General features: G+C 36.3%; 10 protein-coding genes, 1 tRNA gene and 1 pseudogene. 11 read left to right on the top strand and 1 reads right to left on the bottom strand.

Translation table 11 applies throughout. The features are described 5' to 3' along the window. The first annotated feature begins 7 nt into the window (after window positions 1-7). The 11 genes and pseudogenes from fusA (at window position 8) to rpoC (ending at window position 14985) form a co-directional block, all read left to right on the top strand. Window positions 8-2086, top strand: coding sequence for an elongation factor G (gene fusA / locus HF197_RS03550; protein WP_168464298.1), 2079 nt, complete (start codon window positions 8-10; stop codon window positions 2084-2086). Window positions 2087-2091: 5 nt separating this feature from the next. Continuing rightward, on the top strand, window positions 2092-3279 hold the full coding sequence (gene tuf / locus HF197_RS03545) for an elongation factor Tu (RefSeq protein WP_168464297.1): 1188 nt from the start codon (window positions 2092-2094) through the stop codon (window positions 3277-3279). 12 nt (window positions 3280-3291) lie between these two features. After that, window positions 3292-3364 (top strand) — tRNA-Trp (locus HF197_RS03540). 19 nt (window positions 3365-3383) lie between these two features. Next, the gene (gene secE, locus HF197_RS03535; protein WP_246168603.1) at window positions 3384-3584 is read left to right on the top strand and encodes a preprotein translocase subunit SecE; all 201 of its coding nucleotides are present in this window, start codon (window positions 3384-3386) and stop codon (window positions 3582-3584) included. Then, complete coding sequence (gene nusG / locus HF197_RS03530) at window positions 3574-4392, top strand: transcription termination/antitermination protein NusG (RefSeq protein ID WP_168464295.1); 819 nt, start codon at window positions 3574-3576, stop codon at window positions 4390-4392. The genes secE and nusG overlap by 11 nt, the downstream gene beginning before the upstream one ends. Before the next feature lie 3 nt (window positions 4393-4395). Further along, complete coding sequence (locus HF197_RS03525) at window positions 4396-4842, top strand: 50S ribosomal protein L11 (RefSeq protein ID WP_168464294.1); 447 nt, start codon at window positions 4396-4398, stop codon at window positions 4840-4842. 4 nt (window positions 4843-4846) lie between these two features. Further along, complete coding sequence (rplA, locus tag HF197_RS03520) at window positions 4847-5494, top strand: 50S ribosomal protein L1 (RefSeq protein WP_168464293.1); 648 nt, start codon at window positions 4847-4849, stop codon at window positions 5492-5494. An 11-nt stretch (window positions 5495-5505) separates the two neighbouring features. Next, window positions 5506-6024 carry a 50S ribosomal protein L10 gene (gene rplJ / locus HF197_RS03515; protein ID WP_168464292.1) on the top strand — a complete coding sequence of 173 codons (519 nt, stop codon included), beginning with the start codon at window positions 5506-5508 and terminating at the stop codon, window positions 6022-6024. A gap of 26 nt (window positions 6025-6050) precedes the next feature. Beyond that, a complete protein-coding gene (gene rplL / locus HF197_RS03510) occupies window positions 6051-6455 on the top strand; it encodes a 50S ribosomal protein L7/L12 (RefSeq protein ID WP_168464291.1) in 405 nt (134 codons plus the stop codon). Between the two features lie 43 nt (window positions 6456-6498). After that, entirely contained in the window at window positions 6499-8844 is a 2346-nt protein-coding gene (rpoB, locus tag HF197_RS07455; protein ID WP_246168600.1) for a DNA-directed RNA polymerase subunit beta, read from the top strand. Beyond that, a pseudogene (gene rpoC, locus HF197_RS07445) lies at window positions 8837-14985 on the top strand (DNA-directed RNA polymerase subunit beta'). The gene rpoB and the pseudogene rpoC overlap by 8 nt, the downstream one beginning before the upstream one ends. On the opposite strand, the gene HF197_RS07440 reads toward rpoC, so the two are convergent. Further along, window positions 14962-15354, bottom strand: a complete 393-nt coding sequence (locus tag HF197_RS07440; RefSeq protein WP_246168597.1) for a hypothetical protein — start codon at window positions 15352-15354, stop codon at window positions 14962-14964. The pseudogene rpoC and the gene HF197_RS07440 overlap by 24 nt on opposite strands. Between the last annotated feature and the right edge of the window lie 68 nt (window positions 15355-15422).

The raw sequence follows: 15422 nt of genomic DNA, 5'->3' as shown, positions 1-15422 counted from the left end.
TGGTGATATGGAAATCGATATATCGAGATATAGAAATATAGGTATAATGGCTCATATAGATGCTGGTAAGACTACCACAACTGAGCGTATTTTATTTTATACCGGTAAGCAAAATAGAATTGGCGAAGTGCATGATGGTGCCGCTTCTATGGATTGGATGGAGCAAGAAAAAGAACGCGGTATTACAATTACATCGGCTGCAACAACATGCTTTTGGAATGATCATAGAATTAATATAATAGATACTCCAGGTCACGTTGATTTTACTATTGAGGTTGAGAGGTCTTTACGCGTTTTAGATGGTGCAGTTGCTGTATTTGATGGAGTTGCAGGAGTTGAGCCTCAATCTGAAACGGTTTGGCGTCAAGCTGATAAATATAGCGTTCCTCGCATCTGTTTTGTCAATAAAATGGATAGAATAGGGGCAAATTTCTATCGCTGTGTTGATATGATAAAAACAAAGCTTGGTGCGGTTCCTTTGGTTACTCAATTGCCAATAGGAAGTGAAAAGGATTTTATCGGTATAATTGATCTGATTTCTATGAGGGCCATTATATGGCAAGAAGAGACGTTGGGTGCTAAGTTTTCTTATGAAGATATACCTTCTGATTTAGTTGATAAAGCTCAAGAATACAGGGAGCTTTTGTTGGACACTGCAGCCGAGATGGATGATGAAGCGATGAGTATCTACTTTGAATCCAATGATCTACCGGTAGATTTACTGAAAAAATGTGTAAGGGCTGGTGCTATTAAAGGAAAATTTGTTCCTGTGCTTTGTGGGTCAGCGTTTAAAAATAAAGGTGTACAGCCACTTTTAGACGGTGTGGTTGATTTCTTACCTTCTCCAATTGATGTTGATGTAATTGTTGGAATTGATCCTAAAAATTCAGAAAAAAAAGTTGAGATTAAGCCTTCAGAAAAAGAAAAATTTGTTGCTCTTGCATTTAAAGTGATGACGGATAAATTTGTGGGTAGTTTGACATTTATTCGTATTTATTCTGGTAAGTTAAAATCTAAATCTACTGTGTTAAATGCAGGAAAAAATGAAACTGAAGGTATTGGTAGGATGCTACTCATGCACGCAAATAATAGGGAAGATATAACCGAAGCTAAAGTTGGTGATATAGTTGCTTTAGTGGGGCTGAAAAAGACTATCACTGGTGATACTCTATGCTCGCCTGATTTTTCTATATTATTAGAGCGCATGGAAATACCTGAGCCTGTGATTGAAATTGCAGTTGAGCCTAAAACTACTTCAGATCAGGAAAAATTGGGTGTTGCTTTATATAGGTTGGTTGCTGAGGATCCTTCTTTGAGAATGTCGGTAAATCTAGAAAGTGGTCAGATTATACTAAAAGGTATGGGTGAATTGCATCTTGAGATTATCATTGATAGGGTAAAACGTGAGTTTAATGTTGACGTTAATGTCGGTGCACCTCAAGTTGCATATCGTGAAACCATCACCAAATCCGTTGAAATCGATTATACTCATAAAAAGCAATCAGGTGGTGCTGGTCAATTTGCAAAAGTAAAAATTATGTTTGAACCTCTTGATCCTGGTTCTGGATTTCAATTTGAAAGTAAAATTGTTGGTGGTGCAATTCCAAAGGAATATATTCCTGGTGTACAGAATGGTTTAGAGTTGATAAAAGAAGGTGGTATGATTTCTGGTTTTCCAGTAATTGATTTTAAGGCAACTCTTATTGATGGTGCTTTTCATGAAGTTGATTCAAGTCCTTTAGCCTTTGAGCTTGCTGCTAAGGGTGCTTTTAAAGAGATGGCTCATAAAGCTGGCCCACAAATGTTGGAGCCTATAATGAAAGTTGAAATTATTACTCCTGAAGAGTATATGGGTGATATTATGGGTGATGTAAATAGCAGAAGAGGACAAGTTTCTAGTATGGAAACGCATAATAATAGTACTATAATTATTGCTTTGGTACCTCTTGCAAATATGTTTGGTTATATAAATGTTTTGCGTTCTATATCGCAGGGTAGGGCTCAATATAGTATGCATTTTTCTTGTTATGAACAAGTACCACAGTATTTGGTTGATGATTTAAAGTTAAATATAGTTAAAGGGTAATAATTATGACAACAGCGACAGCAGTAGTAGTAGTAGAAGCATTTGGGAAGCCGCATTTAAATGTGGGTACGATAGGGCATGTGGATCATGGGAAGACGACGTTGACGGCGGCGATAACGAAGCATTATGGAAATTTTGTAGCATATGATCAGATAGATAAAGCGCCAGAAGAAAGAAAGAGGGGGATAACGATAGCAACTGCACATGTTGAGTATCAAACAGAGAGCAGGCATTATGCGCATGTTGACTGTCCAGGTCATGCTGATTATGTAAAAAATATGATTGTGGGTGCGGCGCAGATGGATGCTGCAATATTGGTAGTATCTGGGGTTGATGGACCGATGCCGCAAACGAGAGAGCATATACTGCTAGCAAAGCAAGTTGGGGTTGGATATATCGTAGTATATATAAATAAAGCTGATGTTGCTGATCCTGATATGCTAGATCTAGTGGAGATGGAAGTGAGAGAATTGCTGAGTAAGTATGGATTTCCAGGCGATGATGTACCGGTGGTGGTTGGATCTGCATTAAAAGCGCTGGAAGATGAAGATAGTGAGCATGGTAAAAAATCTATAGATAAATTGATGGAGAAATTGGATGAATATGTACAAGTTCCACCAAGACCTATTGATTTACCGTTTTTAATGCCAATTGAGGATGTATTTTCGATATCTGGTCGTGGTACGGTAGTGACTGGAAGGATTGAGAGGGGAGAAGTAAAGACTGGTGATGAGATAGAGATAATAGGGTTAAAGGCGACGCAGAAGACGACATGTACTGGTGTTGAGATGTTTAAGAAGTTGCTTGATAAAGGAAGTGCTGGGCTCAATGTGGGGATATTGCTGAGAGGTACAAAAAGAGAGGAAGTGGAGCGAGGTCAGGTATTAGGGAAGCCAGGAAGTATTACGCCGCATAAGAAGTTCAAGGCGGAGGTATATATATTAAAGAAAGAAGAGGGAGGCAGACATACGCCATTTTTTGCGAATTATCAGCCGCAATTTTACTTAAGGACGACGGATGTAACAGGAAGTATAAAGTTATTGGATGGAAAAGAGATGGTAATGCCTGGTGATAATGTTAGTATAGAAGTGGAGTTGCAAGTTCCAATTGCAATGGATAAGGGATTACGTTTTGCGATCAGAGAGGGTGGTAGGACTGTTGGTTCTGGCGTGGTTTCAGAGATTTTGGGGTAGAATTTGAGTTATAGGAGTGTAGCTCAATTGGTAGAGCGCTGGTCTCCAAAACCAGAGGTTGTAGGTTCAATTCCTATCGCTCCTGCATTAATATTGTGGTAGAAATGTTGAAAAGTTTGAGTGGTTTTTTTTGTGATATAAAGCAAGAAGTACGAAGGATTACATGGGCAAAAAAACAGGAAGTGTTATCGTCTTTGTTTGTTGTTATGATTGTAATATTATGCTTTTCAATCTTCTTTTGTTTTGTGGATTTCATGTCTCTTTACGTGATTAAGGCTTTATTTGGAATTATTTATGACATCTGAGTATAAATGGTATATAATTAAAATTGATCAAGGGCATGAGCAGTATATACGTGAATTGGTGAATAATGCTGTTTATTTTAAAGAAGTCTTTATTCCTTATCAAACGGTGTATAGTTCAAAGTCTGATGTAAAAGAATTATGTGAAGTGTATGTATGTATGCATTTGTGTGATGAAAGTAAAGATATTTTGAGTCAAACACCTGGTTTTTGTGATGGTGATTTTGAAGTGGTGCCCGATGATGAAGTAAAATTAAAATGTAAAGAATTTGGTAAGTATAAATGGTATATTTTAAGAGTTGCTTCTAACTATGAGGAGAAGGTGCGTCAGCATATACTGGAAAGTTCTATGAGACTGGGTGTAAATGACTACTTTAAAGAAGTTTTTATTCCATATGAAGAATCAAATGAAGTAACTAAGAAAGTTGCTACGCGCAAGAGGTGTTTTCCTGGTTATATATTTTTGTATGTACATTTATGTGATGAAGTGTTAAACTTTATTAATAGTATACCGAAATCTCTTAAAGTTTATGGGTTTTTAAAGGATAGTAATGTTCCAAAAGTAATTTCAGATGATGAAGTTCGCTCTATGTGCAATGCGCTTTGTAATGCTCAAGAGACAAAAAAGTTGAGTTGTGGTTATGAAAAAGGTGAAAAGGTGAGAATTAATGATGGCCTTTTCCAAAGTTTTACTGGTAAAGTTGATATGATAAATGATGAGAAAAAAATTATTAGCGTGGAAGTATCAATTTTAGGTAAGCCAACAATTATAGAGCTTGATTTAGCTCATGTAGAAAAAATAAAGGAGTAATATATGAGTAGTAATATAGTTGCTAAAATTAACTTACTTATGGAAGCTGGGAAAGCAGTTCCTGGGCCAAAAATTGCTTCAGTGCTTGGTCCACGTGGGATAGCTGTTCCTAAATTTTGCGAAGCTTTCAATAAAGCTACTACAAACGCTGCTAATGCTAATTATAAAGTAGGTGATTTAGTAACAGTAAGGATTACTATAAAGGATGATCGTTCTCATGATTTTACTGTTAGCGGTCCTCCGGTGGCTTATTTATTGAAGCAAGACGCTAAATTAAGTAAAAGTTCTAGCAATCCGGGCAAAGAATTGGTGGCAAAGCTTCCTATGTCTGCTATAATTAAGATTGCAAGATACAAAATGATTGATATGAAAGTAGATAATGAGGATGCAGCAGTGAAAATGGTGATAGGTACTGCTAAGTCAATGGGTATAGAAGTTAAAGAAGGTTAGGAATATGCATACATATGAAGTTAAGCGGTGCTTAGAAGAGATTATTAAGTCTGCAACAGCAAAATTTGATGAATCAATTGATGTTGCAATTAATTTGGGAGTAGATTCGCGTAAATCTGAGGAGCAAGTGCGTGGCATAGTGGTGCTGCCTAAAGGTATTGGAAAGGATATTAAGATTACGGTTTTTGCTCAAGATAAGGATCTGTCTGAAGCTGAAAAAGCTGGTGCTGATATCGTTGGAGGGGAGGATTTGATTGAAGAGATAAAAAAGGGTAGAAAATTAGATGTTGATTGGTGTATCACCACTCCTGATTTTATGGCAAAAATTACTCCTATTGCAAAGATATTAGGTTCTAAAGGACTTATGCCTAATCCTAAGTTTGGCACTGTGACTCGGAATGTTGTAGAAGCTATCAAGACTATTAAATCTGGTCAGATAAAATTTAGGACGGATAAAAATGGCATCATTCATGGTAAATTGGGAAGTATGAAATCTAGTATCTCTGATTTATTAGAGAATTTAAAAGCTTTTCTTAAAGCAATTAAAGATAATAAGCCTGCTTCTGTAAAAGGAGTTTATTTTAAGAGTATTTTTCTTAATTCAACTATGGGCAAGTCTTATAAAGTAAGCAAAGTGGAAGATATAGTTTAAGGAGTAATGACGTGAAGCGTGAAAGTAAGAATGAATTTGTAGAAAATATAACAAACGTGTTTGTAGATAATGATTTTCTAATATTGGTAAATTTTAAGTCTATAAATGCTAATGATTCATTAACTTTGAGAAATAGCTTGAAGTCTGTAGCAGGTGGAGTGTTGGTAGTTAAAAATACTTTGGCTCGTTTAGCCTTAGAAAGGACGGGTAGATTTTCATACTTATCAGATAAATTTTCTGGTCCTGTTGCGGTTATATACTCCAGCGGTATTGTGGAAGCTGCAAAATTAATAGTTGATTTTGCTAATGCTAATAAAGAGAAAATGTCTGTAATTTGCGCAGCTCATTCAGATAAATTACTTACAGTGGAAGATGTGAAAACACTAGCTAAGTTGCCTTCTCTGGATGAGTTGCGTATTAAAATTATGCGTTTGATATCTTACAGTATTCCTGCTCGCTTGGCGATGTCCATTAATGCGCCTTCTATGAGGTTAATGAGAGCATTGGATTATTATGGTTCTAAAAAGTAAATTTGTTGTTAAATAAGGTAGTAATTATGAGTAATGTAACAAGTGATTTAGTTGATAAAATATTATCTTTAAATCTATTAGAGGCTTCCGAACTTGTAAAAGTTTTGGAAGAAAAAATAGGGTTGCCTGCTGGTGCTTTTATTGGTGGTGGAGCTATGGGTGGCGCTGCGCCTGCTGTTGGTGGTTCTGCTGTACCTGCTGCAGAACAAAAAACTGAGTATAAAGTTGTAATTAAAGAAATTGATGCAAGCAAAAAAATAGCAGTTATTAAAGCGGTTAGAGAAGTTAATTCTACACTTGGTTTAAAAGAAGCGAAAGAGTTGGTTGAATCTTTACCTAAAGATTTAACTGGCAATATTCCTAAAGATGAAGCTGAGGAGATAAAGAAAAAGCTTATTGAGGCTGGGGCAACTAAAGTAGAGCTCGAATAGGGTGTTTATTTATAGCTCTTTTTAGTGAATTTGGGGTATTTTAATGGTTGATTCTTCTTATATGTGTGCTTCTGATGCTTTTGTTCCTAGAATTTCCTATTCCAGGTCAGTTGATTTAAAAGATTCGTTATTGGATTTAGTTAAGGTTCAAAAAGAGTCTTATAACTCGTTTACTCCTGAGAATAAGAGTAATGAAAGGCTTGAGGCAATATTTCATGCGATATTTCCGGTAAGTGATCCTTTGCACAGGGCTACTATTGAGTTTATAAGTTGCAGGATAGATGGTCCTAAATATAGTGAGTCTGAGTGTGTGAAGCGTGATATAACTTTTTCTGCTCAGGTGGTTGCTTCTATACGCCTTGTTATTATGCAAGATGGCGTTTCTCTTGATGAATATAGGTCAATCAAGGAGAGTGGTGACAATTCTAAGATTGCAGCTGTTGTAAAATCTATGGAAGAGCAGGAAGTGCACTTTTGTGCATTGCCAATGATGACTGATAAGGGCACTTTTATTATTAATGGTGTAGAGAAAGTTATTGTTTCACAAATGCACAGATCTCCAGGTGTGTTTTTTGATAGCGATAAAGGAAAAACCTATAACTCTGGTAAGTTAATTTATTCTGCTAGAATCATTCCTTATAGAGGTTCTTGGCTTGATGTTGAGTTTGATGTTAAAGACCATTTGCATTTTCGTATCGATCGGAAAAGAAAGCTACCAATTTCGGTTTTATTGAAAGCACTTGGCTTATCAAACAATGATATATTAGATAAATTTTATGAAAAAATAAAGTACGTAAAGCATAAAAATAGTTGGAAAATACCTTTTGTCCCTGACAAATTTAAGGGAGTGAGGCTGCCTTTCGATTTAATGGATGTTAAAGGTGATGTGCTAATTAAAGCTAATACTCGTATTACTTTAAGGTTAGCTAGAAAGTTGCATGAAGATGGTTTGAAGGAATATTTAGCACCTTTTGATTCCATATGTGGTTTATTTCTTGCAGAAGATTTGGTAGATAGCTCCAGTTCTGCAAAGATTTTATCTGCTGGTGAGCCTATAAAATTAGAAGACGTAAAAAAGCTTGAGTTGCTATCTATAAGCGAAATATCTGTACTAAACATAGATAATTTATCTGTTGGGCCGTACATATTGAATACGCTTTTCTTGGATAAAAACATGTCTTATCAGGATGCATTGTATGAAATTTATAGGGTTTTGCGTCCTGGTGAAGTGCCTGTTTTGGAAATAGTAGAAGAATTTTTCCGCAATCTTTTCTTTAATCCAGAATATTATGATTTATCTAATATCGGTAGATTAAAGCTTAATTCTTACCTTGGATTGAGCTATGATGAAGATTTAACTGTTTTAACACATGATGATATTATTGAAGTTGTAAGGAAAATAGTATTACTGCGCGATGGTCAGGGGTCTGTAGATGATATTGACCATTTAGGAAATAGAAGAGTAAGATCGGTTGGAGAGTTTATAGAGAATCAGTTTAGGGCTGGGTTGCTGAAGTTAGAACGTGTAATAGTTGATTCTATGTCAACTTCTAGCTTAGACAAAGTTTCTCCATCTGACTTTATTAATCCAAAAGTTCTAACTAATGTTTTAAGAGATTTCTTTAATTCTTCTCAATTATCTCAATTTATGGATCAAACTAATCCATTATCTGAAATAACACATAAGAGAAGGTTATCGGCATTAGGGCCTGGTGGTTTAACGAGAGAACGAGCAGGATTTGAAGTACGTGATGTTCACCCAACTCATTACGGAAGAATTTGTCCTATTGAAACACCTGAAGGGCAAAATATAGGATTGATCAATAGTTTAGCCATATATGCGCGCATTAATAAATATGGTTTTATTGAAAGTCCATATAGGAAAGTAGTTGATAGAGTTGTTACTGATCAAATAGAGTACCTTTCTGCTATTGATGAAGGCTCATATTATATAGCTGATACCAGCGTAAAGCTTGATGAGAACAATTGTTTTGTCGACGATATGCTATATTGCAGATATGCTGGCAGCTTTGTCATGGTAAATAGTGATCAAGTTGCTTATATTGACGTATCTCCTAAACAGGTAATATCAGTTGCGGCTTCGCTTATTCCATTTTTAGAAAATGATGATGCTAATAGGGCCTTGATGGGTTCTAACATGCAACGCCAAGCTGTACCTTTATTAAAGCCCACAGCTCCTCTGGTTGCCACTGGTATGGAATCTTTTGCAGCTTCTGGTTCTGGTGCTGTAATTTTAGCAAAACGTGGTGGCATAGTTGATAGTGCAGATAGTAACTCTATAGTTATACGTGCTTTTGATAAAGAAAGAGTTAACTATCTTGATGTGGATATTTATCATTTAAGAAAGTTTCAACGTTCTAATCCATAATACTTGTATTAATCAAAGACCGCTGGTACGTACAGGTGATTATGTAAAAGAGGGTGATGTTATTGCTGATGGTCCTGCGATTAACAGTGGTGAGTTAGCTCTTGGTAAGAATTTGCTGGTTGCTTTCATGTCTTGGCAAGGTTACAACTTTGAAGACTCTATTATTATTTCCAGTGAAGTTGTTAAAAAAGATCTATTTACTTCTGTTCATATAGAAGAGTTCGAATGTGTTGTGCACGATACTCCTTTAGGGTCGGAAAAAATAACTCGTGCTATACCTGATGTAAACGAAGAAAATCTATATCATTTAGATGATAGTGGTATAGTAAAAATCGGTACTAGAGTTGGTCCAGGCTACATTTTAGTAGGGAAAGTTACACCTAAACCTTCTCTTTCACTACCTCCTGAAACGAAGCTATTGATGACAATTTTTGGTGAGAAGTCATTCGATTGTGCAGATTCTTCTTTATATACGTCTCCTGATGTTGAAGGAACAGTAATTGATGTACAAGTCTTTACGCGCAGAGGAGTTGAAGAGAATGAAAGAGCATTGCTTATCAAACAAAAAGAGATAAATGATTTCGAGAAAGAGAGAGATTATGTAATTAATGTTACTAGTGAATATTTCTACGATGAACTAAAAAAGCTTCTCGTTGATTCTGAACTTGACTCTGTTAAGCGTGAAGAATGGTGGGGTATAGGGTTAAAGAAGGAATCTATTTCTGAACAAGTTAAGATCTTGAAGAAGGATTTTGATGACAAAGTGTCAAATGCAATAGCGCAATTTAAGCGAAAAGTAGAGAAATTAAATGAAGGCTATGATTTGCCTCAAGGTGTGTCTATGTCAGTGAAGGTTTTCATTGCTGTTAAACATAGCTTACAGCCAGGAGATAAAATGGCTGGTAGACATGGAAATAAGGGTGTAATTTCTCGTGTTGTGCCAGTTGAAGATATGCCTTATTTAGAAGATGGTACTCCTATTGATATCATTCTTAACCCTCTTGGTGTTCCATCAAGGATGAACGTAGGGCAAATACTAGAAACGCATGTTGGCTGGGCTTGTAAGAAGTTAGGGGAGGAAGTAGGTAATATTTTAGACGGGATCAATCAAATTAAAAGTTCTTTTTGCAAGGAAGTTAAGTCTCTTGACTTTGCCAAATTTGCAGCAGTGTATCTTGATAATAAGGAAGTTGAAGATGTTAATGATTATGAAATAATATCTTCTATTTTTGATGTACAGAACAAAAAAGCACTAAGTGGTGAGCTGGGTACATTAGTAGAAAATTGTTTAAATTCTTGTAATGACAAGTGCAATGATTTACGTAAGTTTCTTATAGAAGTTTATAGCTGTGGCAGTAATGTATCTATCTGCAACAATATTCGTGATATTAGTAATTATAATCTCGTTGAATTTGCAGATAAATTGCGCGATGGTGTTCCTGTTGCTGCACCTGTATTTGAAGGTCCAAAAGATGAACAAATAACAAAATTGTTTAAGCTTGCTGGACTGGATCATTCTGGACAAGCTGTGTTGTATGATGGCTGTACTGGTGAAAAATTTGACCGTAAAGTTACAGTAGGTTACATGTACATGTTAAAATTGCATCACTTAGTTGATGATAAAATACATGCGCGTTCAGTAGGGCCTTATAGTTTAGTTACTCAGCAACCTCTTGGAGGGAAGTCTCATTTTGGAGGTCAGCGTTTTGGTGAAATGGAATGCTGGGCATTGCAAGCATATGGTGCCGCTTATACTCTACAAGAAATGTTAACTGTGAAATCTGATGATATTAACGGTAGGGTTAAAATTTACGAATCAATAATAAAGGGTGATAGCAATTTTGAGTGCGGAATCCCTGAATCATTCAATGTAATGATAAAAGAATTACGTGCTTTATGTTTGAATGTAGTTTTAAAACAAAATGATAAAATCATAGAGGATATTTCTCACACTAATATTGCACAACCTTTTGATAAAATTAGCATATCAGTTGCTAGTCCTGAAAGCATTGCATCTATGTCTTATGGTGAGATAAAAGATGTTTCAACTGCAAATTATCGTACATTCAAAGTTGAAAAGGGTGGGTTATTCTGTCCTAAGATTTTCGGTCCTGTCAATGATGATGAATGCTTGTGTGGAAAATACAAGAAAAGAAGACATAGGGGACGTATATGTGAAAAATGCGGAGTAGAAGTTACATCTTCTAAAGTAAGAAGGGAGAGAATGGGACATATAGAGCTTGCATCTCCTGTTGCTCATATATGGTTTTTGAAATCGCTTCCTTCAAGAATTGGAGCGTTGCTTGATATCTCTCTCCGTGATATTGAAAATATTTTATACAGTGACAATTATGTAATAATCGATCCTCTTGTTTCTTCTTTTGAAAAAGGTGAAATTATTAGTGAAAGGACTTATAATGAAGCTAGAGATGAATATGGGGCTGACAGTTTTGTTGCAATGCAAGGTGTTGAAGCTGTAAGAGAATTGCTAACGCGTCTTGATTTGCATGAGATTAGAAAAGATTTAAGACTAGAGTTAGAGTCCGTTGTTTCTGAGATAAAAAGAAAGAAAATTATAAAGAGATTACGTATTGTTGAAAATTTCATCAAGTCTGGAAATAGGCCTGAATGGATGATATTGACAACTATACCTATTTTACCACCTGATTTGCGTCCTTTGGTATCTCTTGAAAGTGGTCGTCCTGCGGTTTCTGATTTGAATCATCACTATAGGACTATTATTAACAGAAATAATCGATTGAGGAAGTTGCTCAGTTTAAATCCTCCTGAGATTATGATTCGTAATGAAAAGAGGATGTTGCAAGAAGCTGTTGATTCTCTTTTTGATAATAGTCGTCGCAATGTTATAACGAGTAAAGTGGGAGCTATTGGGTATAAGAAATCCATTAGTGATATGTTGAAAGGGAAACAGGGTCGTTTCCGTCAAAACCTCTTAGGAAAGAGGGTGGATTATTCAGGACGTTCTGTGATAGTTGTTGGTCCAACATTAAAGTTGAATCAGTGTGGATTGCCAAAAAGAATGGCTCTTGAGCTATTCAAACCTTTTGTATACTCAAAACTTAAAATGTACGGAATGGCTCCAACAATTAAGTTTGCTAGTAAATTAATAAGAGCAGAAAAACCAGAAGTTTGGGATATGCTAGAAGAAGTAATAAAAGAGCATCCTGTTTTATTAAATAGGGCACCAACGTTACATAGGCTTGGTATTCAGGCTTTTGAACCTATTCTTATTGAAGGAAAGGCAATACAGCTTCACCCGCTTGTATGTACAGCATTTAATGCTGACTTTGATGGTGACCAGATGGCAGTACATGTGCCGATTTCACTGGAAGCTCAGCTTGAAGCCCGGGTGTTGATGATGTCAACGAATAACGTTCTCAGTCCTTCTAATGGTAGACCAATTATTGTTCCAAGTAAGGATATAGTGTTTGGTATATACTATTTGACTTTGCAAGAGCCGGCTGGCCAGGAAGGTAATTTACCATCTTTTGGTGCTTTCTGTGAAGTTGAGCACTCATTAAGTGACGGTACTTTGCATATTCACTCTAGCATAAAATATAGGATGGAATGTGTAAATGGTGATGGCGAAATTCATTATAAGACTGTTTGTACAACGCCTGGTCGCTTGATATTATGGCAAATCTTCCCTAAGCATGAGAATTTGAGTTTTGATCTAGTAAATCAAATATTAACAGTTAAAGAAGTAACCAATATAGTTGATGCGGTGTATCGTAATTGTGGTCAAAGCGCTACAGTGGTGTTTTCTGACAAATTGATGGTACTTGGCTTTGAATATGCAACATTTTCTGGTGCTTCTTTTGGTCGTTTTGATATGGTTATACCAGAAACTAAAGCTATGCACGTTGCTAATGCGGGGAACGAAATTAAGAAATTTTCTGCACAATATCAAGATGGGTTAATCACGAGAAGTGAGCGATATAACAAAGTTATCGATGAGTGGTCTAAATGTACAGATGTAATAGCTAGCGACATGTTAAAGGCAATGTCTGTGTATAATGAAAACAGCAAGTATAACTCGGTGTATATGATGGTAAATTCTGGTGCAAGGGGTTCTACCTCACAAATGAAGCAGTTAGCAGGAATGCGTGGACTCATGACTAAACCTTCTGGTGAAATTATAGAAACACCAATAATTTCTAACTTCCGTGAAGGGTTAAACGTATTTGAGTATTTCAACTCTACTCATGGTGCACGTAAGGGTCTGGCTGATACTGCATTAAAGACTGCAAACTCCGGGTATTTAACTCGTCGTTTGGTTGATGTATCGCAAAACTGTATAGTCACAAAACAGGATTGTAAAACGAAAAATGGTCTTATTGTAAGAGCAACAGTTGAAGGAGGTACCATTGTTGCATCGCTAGAGAGTGTTGTGCTCGGTAGAACTGCTGCGAATGATATATATAATCCAGTAACTAAGGAACTATTAGTAAAAGCAGGCGAATTAATTGATGAAGATAAAGTGAAGCAAATTAATATTGCTGGTCTTGATGCGATAAAAATTAGGTCACCTTTAACTTGTGAAGTGAATCCTGGTGTTTGTTCTTTATGTTATGGAAGGGACCTTGCAACTGGTAAGATCGTTTCAATTGGTGAAGCAGTTGGTGTTATAGCTGCTCAATCTGTTGGAGAGCCTGGTACTCAGTTAACGATGCGTACTTTCCATATAGGTGGAGTAATGACAAGAGGTATTGAATCCTCAAATATTGTTGCTTCTATTAATGCTAAGATAAAATTGAACAACAGTAATATAATTACAGATAAAAACGGTAATAAAATTATAATAAGTCGTTCTTGTGAAGTTGTATTAATCGATAGCCTTGGTAATGAGAAATTAAGGCATAGTGTACCTTATGGTGCTAAGCTCTTTGTAGGCGAGGGTGAGCAAGTGAAAATTGGTGATAAGGTGGCAGAATGGGATCCTTACACATTACCTATTATCACAGAGAAGACTGGTACAGTATCTTATCAAGATTTAAAAGATGGTGTTTCAATCACTGAAGTTATGGATGAATCTACCGGAATATCGAGTAAAGTGGTGAAAGATTGGAAATCACACTCTGGTGGAGCTAATTTACGCCCTAGTATAGTCTTGCTTGATGATAATGGTGAAGTTATAACATTATCAAGCGGTGTTGAGGCATGTTATTTTATACCGCTTGGTGCAGTGCTAAATGTTCAAGATGGTCAAAAAGTTCATGCAGGTGATGTTATTACCAGAACTCCAAGAGAATCAGTAAAACTCGTGATATTACAGGTGGTCTGCCAAGAGTTATAGAATTATTCGAGGCACGTCGCCCTAAAGAGCATGCTATTGTCAGTGAGATAGATGGTCATGTAGTATTCTCTGAAAAAGATCGTAGAGGAAAACGTAGCATATTGATTAAGCCTGTGGGTCAAAATATCTCATCAGTTGAATATTTAGTATCAAGAAGCAAGCATGTAATAGTAAATGAAGGCGATTTTGTACGTAAAGGTGATTTATTAATGGATGGTGATCCTGATGTTCATGATATCTTACGTGTACTTGGATTGGAAGCTTTAGCGCATTATATGATTTCTGAAATACAGCAAGTTTATAGGTTGCAGGGTGTGCGTATCGACAACAAGCACTTAGAAGTAATATTAAAACAAATGCTGCAGAAAGTAGAAGTTACCGAACCTGGGGACACTATGTACTTAATTGGTGAAAGTATCGACAAATTAGAGGTTGAGAGAGAAAATGATGCTATGAATAACTCTGGCAAACGACCTGCTAATTACCTTCCTATTTTGCAGGGTATTACTCGTGCAAGTCTTGAAACTAATTCATTTATTTCTGCAGCTTCTTTCCAAGAGACAACAAAAGTGCTTACAGAAGCAGCATTCTGTGGAAAAGAGGATCCTTTAAGTGGATTGAAGGAAAATGTTATAGTAGGAAGATTAATTCCTGCAGGTACTGGCTTGATTATGAATAAAATTAGAGCGCTTTCACTTCGTGATGATATAGATAAAGATCAATATGAAAAATATTTTGATATTGAAACTCATGATGAAAAATGGTTAAAAAATTCCAGTGAAGAAGAAAGTGTAGATGCCTCACACTATATTCAGTCGAGTTAGTTTTATATAGAACGTCCGCCTTTCTGTTGGTCTGTATTTCTGCTTTTCCTCTATTTGTTTGGCAAAAGATGTTTCTTGTTTACTGTGGTGCTGAAGTGGTTTAACAACTTCATGTACAACAGCAACAACTGCGGTGAGGAACGTTTTTAATAATGCACCGAGAATTCCACCGGCTGGTTCTCTACCGTATATATGAGCTTGCTTTTCATTGCTAGCAGCAGTTTCTCCTGCTCTTCTTTTTGGGTCCATTCGAACGCCAATAATTGCAACTAACACTCCCTTAACTGAAGACTTTATCCGCTCTTTTGCTTCGTGCATATCCCCGTCTTTCGCCGTTTCATGCCCATGACCTAGATGTTTAGCATTCATTAATTTCTTTTGCTGCTCAGCATATATGTGGCTCAAGGTTTCTTCTATAATTTGCTTCCTTCTTTTTT

Source organism: Wolbachia endosymbiont of Ctenocephalides felis wCfeT (genome assembly GCF_012277295.1).
In the GTDB taxonomy this organism is placed as follows: domain Bacteria; phylum Pseudomonadota; class Alphaproteobacteria; order Rickettsiales; family Anaplasmataceae; genus Wolbachia.
This window is presented reverse-complemented; position numbering and strand designations above follow the sequence as displayed.